Source organism: Salmonella sp. 32020114201800008SM (genome assembly GCF_017572025.1).
GTDB lineage: Bacteria > Pseudomonadota > Gammaproteobacteria > Enterobacterales > Enterobacteriaceae > Salmonella > Salmonella enterica.
This window is the reverse complement of record NZ_JAGEQM010000007.1, coordinates 88,398-107,016: the sequence shown is the minus strand read 5'-3', so window position 1 is coordinate 107,016 and position 18,619 is coordinate 88,398. Positions and strand designations below refer to the sequence as shown.

At 46.4% G+C, this 18,619-nt stretch carries 14 protein-coding genes and 1 pseudogene; 10 read left to right on the top strand and 5 right to left on the bottom strand.

Annotated features, from left to right (window positions below):
* Positions 1-24: 24 nt before the first annotated feature.
* From J4613_RS18370 to hin, 4 genes are all read right to left on the bottom strand, one after another.
* Positions 25-1,269 (bottom strand): esterase family protein, encoded by a 1,245-nt coding sequence (locus tag J4613_RS18370; RefSeq protein WP_001239924.1) that lies wholly within the window; start codon positions 1,267-1,269, stop codon positions 25-27.
* A 109-nt stretch (positions 1,270-1,378) separates the two neighbouring features.
* On the bottom strand, positions 1,379-5,035 hold the full coding sequence (gene iroC / locus J4613_RS18365) for a salmochelin/enterobactin export ABC transporter IroC (protein WP_111742258.1): 3,657 nt from the start codon (positions 5,033-5,035) through the stop codon (positions 1,379-1,381).
* Between the two features lie 80 nt (positions 5,036-5,115).
* Entirely contained in the window at positions 5,116-6,231 is a 1,116-nt protein-coding gene (gene iroB, locus J4613_RS18360; protein WP_001619637.1) for a salmochelin biosynthesis C-glycosyltransferase IroB, read from the bottom strand.
* Positions 6,232-7,191: 960 nt separating this feature from the next.
* Positions 7,192-7,764 carry a flagellar phase variation DNA invertase Hin gene (gene hin, locus J4613_RS18355; RefSeq protein WP_000190910.1) on the bottom strand — a complete coding sequence of 191 codons (573 nt, stop codon included), beginning with the start codon at positions 7,762-7,764 and terminating at the stop codon, positions 7,192-7,194.
* Positions 7,765-7,855: 91 nt separating this feature from the next.
* On the opposite strand from hin, the gene J4613_RS18350 reads away from it, so the two are divergent.
* From J4613_RS18350 to J4613_RS18310, 10 genes and pseudogenes are all read left to right on the top strand, one after another.
* Positions 7,856-9,376 (top strand): FliC/FljB family flagellin, encoded by a 1,521-nt coding sequence (locus tag J4613_RS18350; RefSeq protein ID WP_000079794.1) that lies wholly within the window; start codon positions 7,856-7,858, stop codon positions 9,374-9,376.
* A gap of 67 nt (positions 9,377-9,443) precedes the next feature.
* Positions 9,444-9,983 (top strand): phase 1 flagellin gene repressor FljA, encoded by a 540-nt coding sequence (gene fljA / locus J4613_RS18345; protein WP_000388995.1) that lies wholly within the window; start codon positions 9,444-9,446, stop codon positions 9,981-9,983.
* Positions 9,984-10,010: 27 nt separating this feature from the next.
* A pseudogene (locus J4613_RS22745) lies at positions 10,011-10,233 on the top strand (helix-turn-helix domain-containing protein); the annotation flags it as partial.
* Between the two features lie 544 nt (positions 10,234-10,777).
* On the top strand, positions 10,778-11,629 hold the full coding sequence (locus J4613_RS18340; RefSeq protein ID WP_048990909.1) for a DUF6387 family protein: 852 nt from the start codon (positions 10,778-10,780) through the stop codon (positions 11,627-11,629).
* Positions 11,630-11,728: 99 nt separating this feature from the next.
* On the top strand, positions 11,729-11,935 hold the full coding sequence (locus J4613_RS18335; protein ID WP_001071601.1) for an AlpA family transcriptional regulator: 207 nt from the start codon (positions 11,729-11,731) through the stop codon (positions 11,933-11,935).
* Between the two features lie 334 nt (positions 11,936-12,269).
* Positions 12,270-13,481: a site-specific integrase gene (locus J4613_RS18330; protein ID WP_208293669.1), complete on the top strand. Its 1,212-nt coding sequence runs from the start codon at positions 12,270-12,272 to the stop codon at positions 13,479-13,481.
* Positions 13,474-14,835: a site-specific integrase gene (locus J4613_RS18325; protein ID WP_224481976.1), complete on the top strand. Its 1,362-nt coding sequence runs from the start codon at positions 13,474-13,476 to the stop codon at positions 14,833-14,835. The genes J4613_RS18330 and J4613_RS18325 overlap by 8 nt, the downstream gene beginning before the upstream one ends.
* A complete protein-coding gene (locus J4613_RS18320; protein ID WP_077516586.1) occupies positions 14,828-16,714 on the top strand; it encodes a DNA-binding protein in 1,887 nt (628 codons plus the stop codon). Before J4613_RS18325 ends, J4613_RS18320 begins: the two co-directional genes overlap by 8 nt.
* A 34-nt stretch (positions 16,715-16,748) precedes the next feature.
* Positions 16,749-17,144 (top strand): hypothetical protein, encoded by a 396-nt coding sequence (locus J4613_RS18315; protein WP_048990917.1) that lies wholly within the window; start codon positions 16,749-16,751, stop codon positions 17,142-17,144.
* Positions 17,145-17,258: 114 nt separating this feature from the next.
* Positions 17,259-17,672, top strand: coding sequence for a hypothetical protein (locus J4613_RS18310; RefSeq protein ID WP_048990919.1), 414 nt, complete (start codon positions 17,259-17,261; stop codon positions 17,670-17,672).
* Between the two features lie 57 nt (positions 17,673-17,729).
* Here the strand turns inward: J4613_RS18310 and J4613_RS18305 are convergent, their stop codons facing one another.
* Positions 17,730-18,383 carry a hypothetical protein gene (locus tag J4613_RS18305; RefSeq protein WP_048990921.1) on the bottom strand — a complete coding sequence of 218 codons (654 nt, stop codon included), beginning with the start codon at positions 18,381-18,383 and terminating at the stop codon, positions 17,730-17,732.
* Positions 18,384-18,619 lie beyond the last annotated feature (236 nt).

Sequence of the window (18,619 nt, the reverse complement as noted above, 5' to 3'; positions counted from 1 at the left end):
GATTCCTTTTTGGCAGGTGAAGTTTTATCGGGGCAGTAGACGTAATCCGTCAATCAGCGCGCCGCGCCACCAGGCATAATCGTGACCGCCGGTGTACACGCTGCAATGGCTTTCAACGCCGGCGGCGCGCAATTTTTCATGCAACTGTTTGACCTGCGGGACCGTCGAACCTTCCAGCGATCCCACGCACAGATGCGTACGTACGGCTGGCGAGGGCGCGGATAACACATGTTCGCTGACCCATGAGCGCTCTTCTGCGCTGAAATGGTTCGGGCGGTTGCGGTTGTCCGGCGTCCACCACATTGAGGGGGAGTGGCTCAGTACCAGGCCAAAGCTCTCTGGCGCGTGGCGGGCCGCCATCAGCGCGGTCACGCCGCCGAGGCTTTGCCCAGCCAGCACCGTTTGTGTACGGTCCGCCCACTGTCGTTCCGGGTATTTGGCGCGAAGGGTTGGCAGCAGGCGTTCGGCAATGTCGAGCACCAGCTCGCGGCGACCACCGAGGATTGCGACGCGTTCACCCGCGTTGATGTTATCAACGCCGAGTACGGCCACCGGCGCGATGCGTCCGCTGCGGATGGCGGCGTCAATGGCGGCGCTTACCCCAAGATGGTCGAACCAGATCTCGCCATCCGTGAGTACCAGTAAGCCCAGCGGTTGTACGACAGGAGCGTCAGGAAGATACAGCCGCACACGGCGACGTTGTCCGGCAAGCCGATGTTCTGAGGTGAAAAGCTGCCCGGCGTAAGCGCGACAGCCTGACCACTCCTCCTGTGCCGGGGCATGATCCAACGCCAGAACAGACTCCTGCGTATTACCCCGAACATTTATTCCCGGCGTGCTGTTCAGCGGGTCCGCCCTCCCGACAAGGGAGGCGAAACGGCTTCCAAGCTGCAACACCGTCTCGTCCGGGGTTTTCGGTGGTATTTCGACCATCGTATAGGAACCGCAGTAGGACGCCGGTAAGCGAAGCGTCAGATGCCAGATATCCGTTGTGGGCAGTTGCGTCATCATACCTTTCGCCACGTTATCTTTATCGGTGACACGGTTCAGGCGAACATAAACCCCCCGCAGAGGAGAGGCGGCACGCCACAGGAAGGTGACTTCCCGTTCATCGTCTGCGCCGTTAATGGCTGTCACCAGCGGCAGCGCGAGCGAGTTTACTTCTCGCCAGAAGTGAGAAGCGTCAACCTGTCTTCCGGCGGCGAGTTGGCGGCGAAGGCGCGTAGCGGTCTGTATAGCGACAGGAGCGACGGGCGGGCTCAGTCTCATTCTTTGTATTCCATCTCGTTTATATTTCGGTCAGTATCAATAGCTAAAGCGGCTGTTACAGGAACAGCCGCTTGCGGGCTTTCTTTTGCGTAAATCGTGGCGATAAAAACTATCCTACGACCTCTCCTTGCGTATCGCGTGTCTGGCCGACGCTGGCCCGCCACAGACGAGCATACAGGCCATGAGCCGCTATCAACTGCTCATGGCTGCCATATTCAGCGATACATCCTTTATCGATTACGACAATAACATCGCAGCGGCGGGCGGTGGTCAGCCGGTGCGCGACGATAAGCGCGATGCGTTTCTCGGTATGCGTCACTCCGGTAAGCGAGGTTATTAAGCGCTCCTCGGCGCTGCGGTCGATACGCGCTGTCGCCTCGTCGAGCAGCAGAATGTGCGCCTGCGCCAGTTGGGCGCGGGCGAGGGCAATCAACTGACGCTGGCCCGCGGACAGATCCGTGCCGCCGTTATTGACCGGAGTACGAAACCCCAGCGGCAGATGTTGCACAGTTTCAAAGAGTCCCGCCTGTCGCGCCGCGATCTCCACCTCCGTGTCGCTGCTGTCTGGCAGCGAATAGCGGATATTTTCGGCAATATCGCCGCTAAATAATGCGACATCCTGAGTGACCAGCCCCGTCTGGCGACGATAATCACTAAGCGACGCGGCATCAATTAGGCGCTCACCGACACGGATTTGCCCGCTGCCGGGAGAGTAGAGCCCGGCCAGCAGCTTGATCAGCGTCGATTTGCCGGCGCCGCTACGTCCGACCACCGCGACTACCGTTCCTGGCGGAATGGTGAGCGAGAGATTATCAAGCACAGGTTGCGTTTTTTCGGGATAGCGGAATGTCAATGCCTCCAGACGTAGCGCGCCGCCAGTGCCAGGCGTTATGGAGGACGGTTCAATATTCTCCGTTTCCTCAGTCGCCAATAGCGCATTGATATGTTTGCCGCTGGCGGTCGCCTGCTGCCAGGAATCAACAATGCCTGACAACTGCTGTACCGGGCCATAAAATTGTCCCAGTAGCAGGAAGAACGCCGCCAGTATCCCGGGCGTCATTTCGCCTCCGGCGACCCGGGTCGCCCCGATTAAAAGCACGGCGGCATAGGCGGCCTCGGTGCAGAGGGTCAGGAACGGAAAATAGACAGCAAGGTATTTTTGCGCCCGCACGCGGGTGGCGCGGAAGTTGTCTGATAACGCCCGTAGCCTGGCGGCTTCCTGCTTCTGTTGACCGTGTGACTGCACTACCCGCATACCGGAGACCTTTTCCTGAAGCGTACTGTTCACCTTACCAATTTCCAGCCGTGCCTGGGCGTAGGCAGGCGAGCTCAAACGGCGGTAAATCCACGTCGCCAGTATCACTACAGGTACGGCGCTTAATGCCGTTAACGCAAGAATGGGGTCAAGCCAGAACATTGCCGCGGCGATAGCGACTATCGTCACGATGCTGGTGGCCGCGCTGGCAAGACCGTTTTGCAGAAATCGGGCGAGTGAATCAACGTCGACGGTCATGCGAGTAAGACGCGAGTCGATGTGCTTCTCGTGCCAGGGAAGACTCAGGCGTAGCAGGTGGCTGAAGCTGCGTAAGCGTACCGTATGCTGTACCGACTCTGCCGCGCGGGCGGCGAAGATCGTTTGCAGCGCATAGCAGCACCAACCGATCGCTACCAGACACAGCGCGAGCAGAGCGCATATGCCAATAGTCGACATATCCCCTGCGGCAACGCCTGAGTCAATACCGCGCTGCAAAAGCACCAGCACGCCAACGCCTGCGGCGGAATCAAGCGCGATAAGCAGGGCGGCGATGACGAACATCCAGGCTACTGGCGTCAGCAGCGATGAGACTTGACGCCCGTGGCCTGCCAGCGCCATCTGTACGGCGCGTTCCGGAACGCGCGTCATCCGGTCGACAAAACCTTTTCCGGCGGGTGTCTGGCGCTCATGCGCGTCGTCGGATTTTACCGCCTGCGTTGTTGGCCATAGCGTACGTTGTTCTGCCGGGGCAAGGGCGAGAAAATCCCCCTCGCCGCTCATCAGCGAGCGAAACGTCGAACACCTTGCATCCAGCTCCGCCTGGGTACCGATATCCACGACGCGGCCTTTATCCAGCACGACGATCCGATCGGCTAACTGCAGTGTTGAATGGCGGCGTGCAATCACCAGCAGCATATGCTCATTATCGGCATAACGACCAAGAGCCGTGTTAATTTCCGCTTCAGTACCGGCATCGACCGCCGAGGTGGTGTCATCGAGAATCAGCAGTTCCGGCGCGGTAATCAGTGCCCGGGCTAGCGCAATACGCTGGCGTTGGCCGCCGGAGAGGTTGCTTCCGCGTTCGGTCAGTCGGGTGTTGAACCCCTGCGGTAGCGCATTGATGAACCCGCTGGCGCCTGCGGCATCGGCGGCGCGTCGAATGTCGTCCTGAGTCGCTTGCGGGTGCCCATAGGCGATGTTTTCCGCCACCGTACCGGCAAACAGAAACGCGTCTTCAAAAACTACGCCAACGCGACGACGAAGCGCCGTCAGTTTCAGGTCGCGAATATTCTGTTGACCCGCAGTGGTGTTGAGCCACACCCCGCCGGAGGTGGGATCGTAAAAGCGCGCCAGCAACATCAGCAACGTTGATTTCCCGGAGCCGGATGCGCCAACCACTGCCACGGTTTCACCGGCGTGAATGGAAAACGAGATCTCAGTGAGGATACGGTTACCGTTGCCGTAGTGGAAACTCATCTTCTCCACGTCCAGCCCGATAATCTGACCCTCAACCGACTCAGTACCGTCTTCCATGCGAGAACGCGTGTCGATAAGCGCGAAGACGCGCTCCACCGATGCCTGTGTGCGCTGTGCGATAACCAAAAACGATGCCAGTACGCGGGTGGGGCCGGTCAACATAGCGAGAAAACTCGCGAACGCAACGAAGGTTCCCAGATCGATGCGCCCGTTCATCACCGACCAGCCGCCATAGCACAGCAGGACGATCTGCCCTATCACCGGTAGCGCCAGCATGGTTGCGCCCGGCATCGCCTGCGAGATAGCGGCACCGATGCGTACCCGCACCATCTGCCGCGACTGACCATCGAGCCAACGCGTTTCGCGTAACTCCGCCACGCAGGACTTCACCACTGAGATCTGTTCCAATACTTCGCGCATATGTTCCGTCATGTGCGCCAGCCGGTCTGAGGCAAGCCCCGTTTGCGCGAAAACACGGCGACGGGCGCGCAGGGCGGTAATGGCAAGGGCGGCCAGTACGCAAATCACGATAAGCGTCATGGATGGCGACATCCATAGCATCACCGCGATACCGGCCACATAGTAAGTGAGCACCGCCAGCGGCACCGGACACATCTGTAGCAAGGTGTGTACCTGTTGAAGATCGCTGTTGGTACGCGAAATGACCTGCCCGGTACGCAAGGCGTCCTGGCCTGCGCCGTCCAGTTTTTGAATACTATCGAACGCACGGCTACGTAACGTATGCTGAACCCACAGCGAGAGTTCCCCGGCATAGCCGCGGCGCACGTAATTCCCGATAAAATCAAAAAGGGCAATTAACAGCAGGCCGCAGGCAAGTAACGGCAGGTGGGTCGTATCGCCTGCTATCGCGTCATTGACGGCCTGACGCGTTATTAGCGGCGTCAGCGCAGCCAGTAAAATGGTCGATACTGATGCTACGATGACAATGATGCTCAGTGTTTTACGTTCCCAACACACGCGGGCAAGGCGAACTATCCAGGCACGAGCGGGCATGGGGGAATGAGTCGCGGGCATTAAGCCTCCTTATCGGTGAAAGATGAGATATGGCGACACACGCTGGGTTCAGCCGCCATATTGTCATTGCGCTGCCGCGGTTAGCCGTGTTGCAGCATGGCGATCAGTTTTTTTGCCACCTCGGTCGGGCAAGGCTGGGCCGCCATTTCCGCCGCGACCTCCTGCGACGCCTCGCGAAGCGCGCGATTACCGAGGAAGGTATTGATCATGCTGCTCGTAAGCCCGCTCTTACCGGGAATAATGCCGCATCCGCGCTCGACCACGGCGCGGGCATTGACGGGTCTGTCGGCACCCTGGCCAAAGACTATCTGCGGAATGCCGGCATGCAGCGCCGTCAGGGTGTTGCCTGCGCCGCCATGGTGGATAAAACCGTCGGCGCCGTTAAGGAAAACGCCCATCGGAAGCCAGTCGACCAGACGGACATTCGGCGGCAGCGAACGTAAATCCGAGCGGGCGTTTGCCGGAAGATGCAGGATGATTTCGGCATCTACTTCGCCGGCAGAATCCATTACCCAGGAAATCAGATCCAGGCCATCCACCATCGGTTTGACGGTGCCGAGGCTAACCAGAAGACGCTTGCGATCAGGTGTACGTTCCCACCATTCTTCCCAGACGGCGCCGCCGTTATACGGGACGTATTGCATGGAGATAACCGGCTCTCCGTCATTTTGCAGTATGCTCATGCTGGGCGGTGTGACGTCTATCCACGCCAGATCTGCTGGTGGCGCGCTGACCCCATGGCGGCGGTAGGCGTTAGAAAGTGATTTCGTCACGCCTTTGATGTGCCAGGGCGTATGACCGAAGCCGACGGTTTGCATCACTACCGGAATGTCATACTTAGCGGCAATCAGTGGTCCAACGACCCCAAGAGGAGGGTAGACGATGAGATCTGGCCGCCACTGCCCGGCGAACGCGACCAGCGGGTCAGTCATCTCTTCGCTGAAGAATGAGAAGTTCCCCATTTTTGTTCCAATGTTATTTTCTTTTCGTAATGCCTCCTGACGGCGATAACCCGCTTCCGAATCGAAACCAGGCGCAGCGTCAAATACCACCAACCCAGCTTCGGCTGCTTTCTGTGCAAATTGTCCACCGCTTGCAATCAACACTTCATGGCCATTAACACGAAACGCTTGCGCCAGAGACAGCACAGGGTATAGCAGTCCATACAGTGGTGGACCGACAAACAGAATACGCATGAGAAATCCTCTCTCTCCACGTCATAAATCGAACAAGCCGTTAATGAGAATGATAATAATTACCAATATCATTTGTAAAATGCAATAACTAATATGACACTTGATCATGTGATGATTTTTTGCGTAAAAATCGGGAAAGAGGAGAGCGTTAAGCGGTGAAGTTTGGTTTCAGGCTTATTTACGCGCGTATGGTCGCACAGGCAAAGCGCCAGGATTGGGGAACTGGATTCGCATACCAGACTCCCGTGGATTATTAATGATAACTTCGTAAATAACCTTTCAGACAATGAGGTAAACGTACCGACAGCAAGGTAACGGGAAACGTAGGTAGTAGTATTGATAACGCGTTGCGGGGCAATTTACTGGTGTCCGGCGGCAGATCGTGTTCTGTGCAGACTTTCCGGCGTTAAATCCCGTATCACCTGCGAGCCTGGACTATCTCTGTGGTATCAACTCTGTAGTAATTTTGTCCCCTTCGTCTTCATTAACCAATGAAACCAGCTTTACGTTACCGTTCGAATGTTGCGAACGAACAGCTCCTGATGCGGATATCGTCACCGCTCTGCGATTTTTATAGCGCATCAGCCACACGATTTATTGGTTCTTGAAAACCAAGGTTTTTGATAACCAATGTTATGCCAGGCTTACCTGTGTCATCCAGGTTATCGACACTTGAGGCATAAACTTTACTATTTTTTCTGTCCGTAATTGCTTACATCTAACATTTTGATTAAAAAGCCTTTCCAGGTGAATACTGTGTCTGGTAGTGTTTTGAGCGATGTCGTCTATAGCTGGATGTAACATAGGCCTTATCGTGAGCGCGTTACACTATATATGTTAATACGTTGAATTTTTTCTCTTTTTAATTAGATGCTGTCTTTTTTGTATACCCTTTCGGTTTATTTATGCCACACGCCTGTATTACAAAAATGTTATATCCATCCTGTTGTAATTTTTATTTTAATTCATTCGTTTTTTTATGCGGCTTGCCGGAAAATATCTGTATAAGGTAGATACGCCAATACCAAAAATAATAGCTAGTTGCTGCCGAGGATGGCCTTTCTCTAATAGCCGGCTAATCTGTTCCTGTTCATGTCTATTGATCGCCCGAGGGCGTCCTCCCAGTCGTCCTTGCGCTCTGGCGGCAGCCAGTCCGGCAAGGGTTCGCTCGACGATTAATTCTCGCTCCATCTCGGCCAGTGCTGACATTACATGAAAAAAGAATCGCCCCATCGCGCTACTGGTATCAATACTATCGGTTAAAGAATGGAAGTGAGCTCCACGTTCATGTAATTCTGATATTAACGCCACCAGGTTTTTCACGCTGCGGCCCAGTCTGTCTAATTTCCAGACGACAAGAGTATCGCCTTTATTTACATACTTTAACGCCCGTTTCAGGCCGGGGCGGTTTGCAATCTTGCCACTGATACGGTCCTCAAAAATGCGGTCACAATTTGCACAAGTAAGCGCATTACGCTGTAAATCGATATTTTGGTCAATTGTTGACACCCGAATATACCCAATAGTAGCCATGATTTTCTCCTTTACATCAGATAAGGAAGAATTTTAGTCGCTTTTCTCATGGAGGATTGCTTTATCAAAAACCTTCCAAAAGGAAAATTTTATGGCACAAGTAATCAACACTAACAGTCTGTCGCTGCTGACCCAGAATAACCTGAACAAATCCCAGTCCGCACTGGGCACCGCTATCGAGCGTCTGTCTTCTGGTCTGCGTATCAACAGCGCGAAAGACGATGCGGCAGGTCAGGCGATTGCTAACCGTTTTACCGCGAACATCAAAGGTCTGACTCAGGCTTCCCGTAACGCTAACGACGGTATCTCCATTGCGCAGACCACTGAAGGCGCGCTGAACGAAATCAACAACAACCTGCAGCGTGTGCGTGAACTGGCGGTTCAGTCTGCTAACAGCACTAACTCCCAGTCTGACCTCGACTCTATCCAGGCTGAAATTACCCAGCGTCTGAACGAAATCGACCGTGTATCCGGCCAGACTCAGTTCAACGGCGTGAAAGTCCTGGCGCAGGACAACACCCTGACCATCCAGGTTGGTGCCAACGACGGTGAAACTATCGATATCGATCTGAAGCAGATCAACTCTCAGACCCTGGGTCTGGACTCACTGAACGTGCAGAAAGCGTATGATGTGAAAGATACAGCAGTAACAACGAAAGCTTATGCCAATAATGGTACTACACTGGATGTATCGGGTCTTGATGATGCAGCTATTAAAGCGGCTACGGGTGGTACGAATGGTACGGCTTCTGTAACCGGTGGTGCGGTTAAATTTGACGCAGATAATAACAAGTACTTTGTTACTATTGGTGGCTTTACTGGTGCTGATGCCGCCAAAAATGGCGATTATGAAGTTAACGTTGCTACTGACGGTACAGTAACCCTTGCGGCTGGCGCAACTAAAACCACAATGCCTGCTGGTGCGACAACTAAAACAGAAGTACAGGAGTTAAAAGATACACCGGCAGTTGTTTCAGCAGATGCTAAAAATGCCTTAATTGCTGGCGGCGTTGACGCTACCGATGCTAATGGCGCTGAGTTGGTCAAAATGTCTTATACCGATAAAAATGGTAAGACAATTGAAGGCGGTTATGCGCTTAAAGCTGGCGATAAGTATTACGCCGCAGATTACGATGAAGCGACAGGAGCAATTAAAGCTAAAACCACAAGTTATACTGCTGCTGACGGCACTACCAAAACAGCGGCTAACCAACTGGGTGGCGTAGACGGTAAAACCGAAGTCGTTACTATCGACGGTAAAACCTACAATGCCAGCAAAGCCGCTGGTCATGATTTCAAAGCACAACCAGAGCTGGCGGAAGCAGCCGCTAAAACCACCGAAAACCCGCTGCAGAAAATTGATGCCGCGCTGGCGCAGGTGGATGCGCTGCGCTCTGATCTGGGTGCGGTACAAAACCGTTTCAACTCTGCTATCACCAACCTGGGCAATACCGTAAACAACCTGTCTGAAGCGCGTAGCCGTATCGAAGATTCCGACTACGCGACCGAAGTTTCCAACATGTCTCGCGCGCAGATTCTGCAGCAGGCCGGTACTTCCGTTCTGGCGCAGGCTAACCAGGTCCCGCAGAACGTGCTGTCTCTGTTACGTTAATTTATTTCGTTTTATTCAGCCCCGTGAATTCGGGGCTTTTTCATTTAGCATAGATGAATATATATTTATGGAATGTATGGCTGTAAATGATATTTCCTACGGGCGAGAGGCTGAAATATGGCCGCGGGATTATTCTATGCTTGCTCGTCGAGTTCAATTTCTACGTTTTAATGATATCCCTGTTCGATTGGTGAGTAATAATGCCCGGATAATCATAGGCTACATTGCGAAGTTTAATCCGAGGGAAAATTTGATTCTGGCTTCGGATAAACCTAAAGGAAATAAGCGCATTGAAGTTAAATTAGAGTCTCTGGCAATTCTTGAAGAATTATCAGGTAATGACGCTTTTAATCTTTCGCTGATGCCGACTGACGAATTTAATCTTCAGCAATATACTCCATCGAGAAGAGATTATTTCTCGATTTGCAATAAGTGCTATAAACAGGGAGTCGGTATCAAAATCTATATGAAGTATGGACAGGTTTTGACTGGCAAAACGACAGGCGTAAATGCGTGTCAGGTTGGTGTGAGGACATCCAATGGCAATCATATGCAAGTTATGTTTGACTGGGTGAGCAGGATCACGTCTTCGGACTACGCTGAATAACGCCTACGGTAATAAAAAATTCCGTGAGAAAATATTGCTCCTGGAGGAACAGAGACCATTCGACAGCGCATAGATAGTTTCGCCGCTGCTCGTGCCACTACGGCCAGGACGCTTAAAGCAGCTGACAGAAAAGAATTGATCATTAAAGCTTCGCAAAGAAGGTCTGCTGAATCTTCGCAAATCTATGGATACCGTAGCCCAACATCCTGGCGTCTCACGGGCAACTGCTTATCTTTATGCTCGACAGTCTGACTGCGAGCTTTGCCCCAGCCAGGCAGGACTCTCAGTGAGTGTTCTATTTTCTTTGACTCTCGTATTCCAATTCTTTCAGGAGTTATTGGTGAGACTTTTGGCGTTTTGCCCTGTCACCCATCGCGCAGCCGCTTTACCCACCGCGTCATTTGACTCCAGTGTCCGTAAGGTTCTCTGCAATCCTCACCAGGCGGCAATGGACGTAAAAAAGCCCGCAGAGCTTGTGCTATACGGGCTTAGTAGACTTTACTGAACTTCAGTACATCAATATTTGGTGGGCTGGCGTCCCTGTAACTAGATATCTATTTCATTGAATTTGCTAGATACCTGTTGTTTATGGCTTTACCTTTGGTTCTATAAAGGAACCATAAATCGTAACGGCATGACCTCCTGAAAATAGTCCGTTGGCAAACTGTATCAAAAAATATCAAACCTCTTGGTTCAACTTCCTAATGGCATCTGAACTCATTTCATTGGTCTTCCTTTAACATGTCGATTACGTTAGCTACATACATTAAGACTAACGCCTGTTGGAGATTGTTATGAAAAACTGGTCAGTTGAGCATACGAGAGAGGTGAAGAAGTGGCTGGACATAGATACATATCGCGGATTCGAAGAGCTTCCACTCATGCAGCTTTATCATGAACTACTTGCAAGAACCTTGTTCTTCAAACCTTACCATGAAGAATTTGAAGCGAAGGCCGTAAGCCTCTACATCGACAGGATCTTCAATGGAAATCCCTTTCTCATCACAGAAAAGCATTTAGGTTATCTCACAAGAGAGGACACATTGTATCAGCCCCCGCACTTTTTTCTCACAACCACCGAACGACTGGCACAACTCAGCATCGTTGGACTGCGAAATTCATTGTTCTTCTGGGATGGAAGCGATGAGTATTCTGTTAACAGAGAATTCCTCGATAGCCCTGTATCGGAAGTTTTGCCAAAATTGTTCAGAGATACGGTCATGGTCGAAATTGACCTAGCAAACGGGACAGATGAAGAGATCGCTGAATCACTCAAAGCTGCACTTCCTCAATGGCGTAAAGTGCGTGGTATAGAACCAGATGTAACGGAAGCTATTCGCTTTGGTTATGGAACGATTAAGAAAATCATCAACTACAGACTTATACCCCTTATTGATATCTTGGTATGGTCAAACCTGCACCAAGTTCGTGTATCCGAAGACCGCCTTTCCCGGCTCCTGTACACGGATGATGATGATGAAGAACAAACCCGCCTGAACCACCAAATCAGGGATACGGACAGACCCCTTGCTCTGAAGGCCGCGAGTATACCGTTCATCCGTCAGTTTCATCTGTTCATCAACAAAAACGACCACCTAAAAAAGATCAGAGTTTCAGACGTGATGAAAATCGCTGATTCTGACTAAGACCAACCTCCATTAGCTCTGGCGTTCTCGGCTTCGGTCTTTTTCCTGCTGATTCATTTATATAGTAATTCCCATCGCAACTGAAATGAGGAATAAAATATGAATCAGCACAATACTCGCCTTATTCGTTTACCAGAGGTTCTAAATCGAACCGGTTATGGTAAAGCGTGGATCTATCATCTAATCAGCAAAGGCTGTTTCCCATCACCAGTCAAAATTGGATCTCGTGCAGTTGCTTTCATTGAAAGTGAAGTAGACGAATGGATTCAATTAACTATCGAAAATTCAAGAAAGCACGTTGCCTGATTAAATTAATAAAGGCCTTTCTTTGGAATATAAAAAACTGCAATTTACCAATAATGTAAAAAATAAATGAATAAAAGGTATGTATATTTTACAGTAAAATTTACAGATTAAAGTTAACTTAGTATTTCTAAGGCTCAGAGGTTAACTGGTAAGTATTAGGGAAACATAAAATATACTAGATTCACCTTATATAAGGTGCGAAAATTTTCACTGATACATTATTGATTTCAAACAAAAATAATAAAATTAAAAAATATTATTTTTGCAAAAAATAATATCATTGCATATTAATATATATCACCTATATAGAAATGTAAAATTTAAAGGAGATGATATGAGAAAATACAGCGTTAATTCTTTTGTTTTTGAAAGTGGAGAAAGGTTTTGCCATGTGATAGATAAAATATCAGGAGAACCTTTATATTATCCAAACCTCTATATAACTACACAAGTCAGGAACAGATCAAAGTCGATCAACACGATGGAGGCTATTGGTGGAAATCTGGCATTACTATATCGATTTTTTTCTCTCAGGGGAATAGATATAAGAGAGAGAATAGCTACGTTGCAATTTCTGGATCTTAATGAAATTGATGATTTGGCTGATTTCGCTTCGAAAAACTTCAAAGACAAAAGAACAACATTTTTGCATGAGCGTAGTGTTGTTAAAGAACCGACAAAATATTTCAGGTTGACCGTTATTATTAATTATCTTGAATGGCTGTGTGAAGTTCACACAATCGGAACTAAGAGTAAAGATAATCAAAAAATAATGGACAGTTTTATTGATAAGCTAAAAATTAAAAGACCATCAAATGAAAATGGATATAAAAATCAAATCCATGAGAAAACATTAAGCAGAGAACAGCTTGATATTTTATTTGAGATAGTCAGACCTGGCTCTGAACTTAATCCTTTTGCTGATGAAGTTCAGTCAAGAAACCGATTGATTATATTACTGCTTTTTTCTTTTGGGATCAGGGCAGGAGAGTTGTTAAATCTTCGCATCAGGGATATCGATTTTTCTTCAGGAATGATTGTAATAAAAAGACGACCCAATGATAAGTTTGATCCAAGAGTTAATCAACCACTTGTGAAGACTTGTGAGAGAATGTTTTCTGTGGGCAATACATTAATGGCTGAGTTATTTAATTATATTATGCAGGATAGGCGTCATGTGAATAATTCAAAAGGTAACGATTTTCTCTTTATTACATATAAAAAAGGATATTCACAGGGAAAACCATTGTCTTTTTCTGCATATCATAAAATTATTAATATGATAAGCGAGACTTCACCTGAACTGGCCGAACTAACAGGACATAAATTAAGACATACATGGAATTATGAGTTTTCCTCAGTGGTAGATGGGATGGATGAGACTTTTTCGGAGGAAAAGGAAGAACAAATCAGATCGTATCTTATGGGATGGAAAACGGGTTCTGGAACGGCGCAAATTTATAACAGAAGGCATTTGGTTGAAGAGGCTCACAAAACTTCTCTTGCCATGCAGAACCAACTGATGGAGGGATACATTAATGAATGATTTAAAATTTCAGGAAAATAGAGTATTTTTAAAAGCAAAACAGTCTGACTATTCATTTTGTATCAATGATGGAAAGTGGAGATTAAACAGAAATAGCCTTGTTAATGTTGAGGCAGTATCACTTCTCCTTGAATCAAAATTAATTGATGGATATCTGAATACGCTTGCTTTTTATGCCTGCCGATATAGCCCCAGCTATGTATCGAAAATAAATAATGCCATGAATGATTTTATTAGTAAGGTATCCCCTGAATATATTGATGAATCGGTTATCTTAAACTACAGAGCTTCACTGCCTAAATGGAAAATGCAGAATTTAGTGAGTTTGAGATGTTTTTTCATCAGATGGCATTCTCTGGGCTACTATGGCATTGATGAAAAAGTAATAACACTTCTGAAAGCAACAAGGTTAAAAGTTAAAGAAGCAGGGAATATCATAAGACAGGACAACCCGGATAAAGGGGCATTGACTGATAATGAGCATGAGACTCTGAATCAGGCTATATACAGTGCTTACAGAAATAAAAAAATAGCACTGCATGAGTTTTCTGCGTCATTGTTAGCGAGTTTTTCAGGGCGAAGACCATTGCAAATCATGTCATTAAAATTGAAAGATATAGTAAAAGAAAGGACACGCAATGGCGAAGTGAGGTTTCTTATAAATATTCCCAGAGTTAAGCAAGGTCTTGGGTTCAGGCAGTCTTTCAGGTCATTGAATATTAATAAATCTATGTTTGATATCCTCAACCAACAAGCCAGCGCCTCTGTTGCACTTATTGAATCTCAAATTGGCAGGGCACTTAAGCCAGCAGAAAAAGATGAGGTTCCCGTTTTCCTTGACAGAACCCATTGTAAGATGCTGGTCGGAAGAGAGAAAATCTTAGACTTACTAGTTTCTGACAGACTTCATGCATCAAAACATACTGTTGATATTATCCTGAAAAAAATAATTAAAAAAGAAAATGTAATTTCGGAAAAAACGGCACAGCCCATGAAAATGAGTGCGCGCAGGCTTCGTTATACCATTGGGACAAGACTGGCCCGTGAAGGATGTAGCGTACAGGTTATTGCCGAACTGTTAGATCACTCTTCAATCGCCAGTGCAGGAATTTATATTGAAAACCTTCCCGATAATGCCGAAAAAATTAGTCATGCAGTTTCTAAGAAACTGGCCTTTCTTGCTAATGTTTTTCTTGGGAAAGTGCAGGGGGATAGAGCCAATGGCAATCATGGTTTATTGACGAAAAAAACATGTTCATCCTGCGTCGATACTTCAACAATACCATGTCATAGCTGTATTTATTTCAGACCATTACACAATAATGCTGATAACAAAGAGGTGATATATGAATAATGTTATTGTATTCAAATCTCACTCCGATTTAGATGCAGAAAGAAATGTTCAGGAATTTATCAGCTTTTGCCGTGGTAAATTAACCGTGTTAGGAGCAGAGCTGAAATGGGATTCGCCTGTCTGGAAAGGTATTGCCATTTTTAGAAAATTGGACACTGGCTGTGGCACATTTAAAGATGAATACTTGTTAGATAAAAACTTTGTAGATTTTGCAAAAAGCTATATTCGATATCAGCAGGCACTGAACCCAGTTAAAAAGCCTGGTACGGCAATAACGGTGTTGAAGTGCCTGGAAAAAGCACTTTTACAGGTTCATCAGAATGCTTATGTTTATAATACTTCGGTCATTGTTCTTGATGAAGCTTTGCAGATTGCAGGTCAGCATTATGGAAAAAATTTCCTGTATAAATGTGGCTATGAGATTGAAAAACTGGCTAAGTTTTTATCTGAATATCATTTTGTGAAGTGTGGCTTCCTTGGGTGGGTCAATCCGGTCAAACCCCATACTAAAAATAATTATCTTCCTGAGAAAGAAAATGAAGACAGAAAAAATAAATTACCGGATGAGCGAGCTTTACTCGCTATAGCCGAAATTTTTTCCCGACCGGATGAAGAACTCAGTGAGAGAGATCTGTTTACAGCCTCAGCTTTTGCGCTACTGATGTGTTCACCAAGTCGTGCCTCAGAAATACTGGCCTTGCGTGCTGACTGTGAAATTACCCGAAATGATAAAAACGGGGTAGAGCGATATGGGCTGCGTTTTTATTCCGTAAAAGGCTATGGTGCTACTATCAAGTGGATACCTGACGTAATCGTGCCCGTTGCCAGAAAAGCCATTAGCAGACTGCGCAGACTGTCTGAAAACGCACGCACACTTGCAGGATGGTATGAATCCTCGCCGGATAAATTTTATAGACACTCGCTTTGCCCTGAAGTAAGTGAAGATAAACCCCTTGATGCTATTCAGGTTTGCCACGCGCTTGGTTATCCACTAAATGATAAGAAGCAATGTATTGAAAAACTGAAGCGCACGAGTCTCGACGGGGGCACTTCGTTCCTGAATCCAAAAGACGGGCATTACACACTGAGAAAACTATGGAAAATGATAACTGGATTATTACCTGCGGATTTTCCCTGGTTTGATGAAGAGAAATCAGTGAAATACAGCAATGCATTGTGTCTTTTGAATCTGCATCAGTGCCATGAGCTGAAAATGACAGTTGATTACGTATTATACAGGCCAACCTATGACTTCTTTACGCAGGATATAGAGAAGGCAAGAAAAAACAGACAGGTAATGAAAAATATCTTTGCGCGTTACGACTACCTGGATGATTCAGGCAAAGCGTTATATCTGCGTTCTCATCAGCCAAGACATTTGCTAAACACACTTGCTCATCTCGGTGAATTATCAGAGTTAGATATCGCAAAATGGTCGGGTAGAGTCAGTGTGATGCAAAACCGAGACTACAACCATACTTCGCAGGAAGAGATGCTTGAAAAAGTCGGGACACTGAAGCTGGGGAATCATCGTTATTGCTACCAGCCCAAGCCTGGTGAGATTCTGCCTGTCGGGACTGGAGTGTTTAATGATTCAGAGAGTGGGGCTATTCACTTAACACCTCATGGATATTGTATTCACGATTACGTCATCCCCCCTTGCAGGAAATTATCTGAAACCGCCCATTATGGATGGGTAGGGCATAGCAAAATGAGTGAACAGCAAAGAGAACAAAGCATCAAAAAAATCCGCTCACTCTGGCAAATGGCTAAAGATGCTGTGGATGATGATCATTATGGTGCCGATAGATGGGTTGCTCACTACGAAGAAGTGTTGTCCATTTTAGACAAAAAGATCCCGAAAAAAATTAAAAAATAACTTATAAAAATTAATGAATTAAATAGGTGGTGATATGGCAAAACATTTAACAAGAAAAGATATAAATAGAATTAAAAGCACCATCCAGACATGGAATGGTAAGTTAACATGGGATTCATTATGTGAATCTGTAAAACCACATATTGGAAAGAAACCCACTCGACAGTCATTGAGTATGCACAAAGATATAGTGAATGCATATCTATTGAAAAAGGAAAAATTAAAACACGATGAAAATCCTCTTAAAAAACCTGCTAACCTGAAAATTGCTGCACAGAGGATAAAAAATCTGGAAGCGGAAAATGAAATTCTGAAGAAGCAAAACACCAGATATAAAGAACAGTTTACACTATGGCAGTACAATTCATATAAGTATGGACTTAAGCCACATCAGCTAAATGAACCTTTGCGTGCAAAAAACGATAATTAAGTAAATTTAATATTACATTCTGTAAATATATTTTTACTGTACTATTGATTTTTAATTTAATGCTGGTATTTATTGTATATCAGGATGACAAAACAAATTGCAAGGATGCATATTATGGAAAAATTAAATATTAATCTCATGGAAAGGTATCTTCTTCTGCTTGATAGATTTGTGGATAAACTTACGCAATCAGGTTTTGAAGAGAAAGAAATTATAGAGAACGCATATCTTTTTTGTGCAGGATTTTATATCAAATACCAAAGTGGTATCGAAAAAATGACCTTCTCCAACAGGGAGGTTGTTTTAACCTTTCTGCTACTTTCATATTATAGTCATATAAATAAACTGGATGATGATTTGATCAACAAAGAGCGTATGAAGCATGTATGTTCTTCACTTATCGATTTCATTGTGAGCAATGGCAGTAGAACCGAAAAAGTCTACATTAATGAGAGAAGGAAACATGAGGCTTCTACCCTAAAAAGAGCTTTATCCATCAAAGAGAAGAAAAGAAAATATGGATTGTGATTCTTTTAAAAGCCCGTAGTAGGAATCTACGGGCTAACTCTTTGTTGCTTATAATTTTTAACTTTTTAGTAAGTCAATAAGATTTCTGAGTTCATGATCAAACCTCTCGCTTCTTCTTTTAATCCATTTAATACAAACGAAACTTCCGATCCTTGAGAGGAAATATGTGAACCACATATACTTGTGCTCATCCCACACATATCCATCTTTAAAGCCCCAAGGCAATGTGAGAAATGAAATAAGTGCAACAGCACAAAGTAAAATGAAAATAATAGAGAATAGTTTCGAAACAGGCATTGCTCTGTAATACGATGCTGTAGAAGCATTATGGAACAGCATTGTCAGAAAGGCTGGAATAATGACAGTTTTTCTGTTTAAGTTTAATTTATATTCACCAGTGTTTAAATTAACAATGAGCGCATCGGCATATACGACACAAAAGTTATCGTTACTATACTTTCGAAGCTCATATAGACGAATCCTGTGTGAGTTCCTGAACGCGAGTCCATAAGCTGAAATCTGCTTTTCATCGCCATCATCTGTTTTTACCAAGATCTGAGCATTTGTTGGGTTGGAACTGATGACAGTCGCAGAGAACATCTCCGCAAACTTGAAAGTTTCACCAAACACTTCGAATTCATTCGTAATGATTTCTTGTTGCTGGTGCTCAGACAGGCCAATGTTATGGTGTTTCGTAGTGGAGATACTCATACAAGTTCCTATGTGTTCTGAATGAAGTCATATTCGTTTTATGGAGAAATCAAGGAATACACACGAGATGGTATCTGCCATTTCAAAACCTGCTTCATATTGGAATAAGAAAATAAACTAGTTAAATCAGTCTATTAGATGAACACTTGTAAATTGACATTTTGACTGAGTTTGCAGGAAACGCAAATCACTTGTACCGATCGATTACTGATTAATGATAGATTGAAACTATCAGA

Bases quoted from the DNA above. Each gene is read 5' to 3' on its own strand.
- J4613_RS18370 (WP_001239924.1), bottom strand. From the start codon at position 1,269: ATGAGACTGAGCCCGCCCGTCGCTCCTGTCGCTATACAGACCGCTACG.
- iroC (WP_111742258.1), bottom strand. From the start codon at position 5,035: ATGCCCGCGACTCATTCCCCCATGCCCGCTCGTGCCTGGATAGTTCGC.
- iroB (WP_001619637.1), bottom strand. From the start codon at position 6,231: ATGCGTATTCTGTTTGTCGGTCCACCACTGTATGGACTGCTATACCCT.
- hin (WP_000190910.1), bottom strand. From the start codon at position 7,764: ATGGCTACTATTGGGTATATTCGGGTGTCAACAATTGACCAAAATATC.
- J4613_RS18350 (WP_000079794.1), top strand. From the start codon at position 7,856: ATGGCACAAGTAATCAACACTAACAGTCTGTCGCTGCTGACCCAGAAT.
- fljA (WP_000388995.1), top strand. From the start codon at position 9,444: ATGGAATGTATGGCTGTAAATGATATTTCCTACGGGCGAGAGGCTGAA.
- J4613_RS18340 (WP_048990909.1), top strand. From the start codon at position 10,778: ATGAAAAACTGGTCAGTTGAGCATACGAGAGAGGTGAAGAAGTGGCTG.
- J4613_RS18335 (WP_001071601.1), top strand. From the start codon at position 11,729: ATGAATCAGCACAATACTCGCCTTATTCGTTTACCAGAGGTTCTAAAT.
- J4613_RS18330 (WP_208293669.1), top strand. From the start codon at position 12,270: ATGAGAAAATACAGCGTTAATTCTTTTGTTTTTGAAAGTGGAGAAAGG.
- J4613_RS18325 (WP_224481976.1), top strand. From the start codon at position 13,474: ATGAATGATTTAAAATTTCAGGAAAATAGAGTATTTTTAAAAGCAAAA.
- J4613_RS18320 (WP_077516586.1), top strand. From the start codon at position 14,828: ATGAATAATGTTATTGTATTCAAATCTCACTCCGATTTAGATGCAGAA.
- J4613_RS18315 (WP_048990917.1), top strand. From the start codon at position 16,749: ATGGCAAAACATTTAACAAGAAAAGATATAAATAGAATTAAAAGCACC.
- J4613_RS18310 (WP_048990919.1), top strand. From the start codon at position 17,259: ATGGAAAAATTAAATATTAATCTCATGGAAAGGTATCTTCTTCTGCTT.
- J4613_RS18305 (WP_048990921.1), bottom strand. From the start codon at position 18,383: ATGAGTATCTCCACTACGAAACACCATAACATTGGCCTGTCTGAGCAC.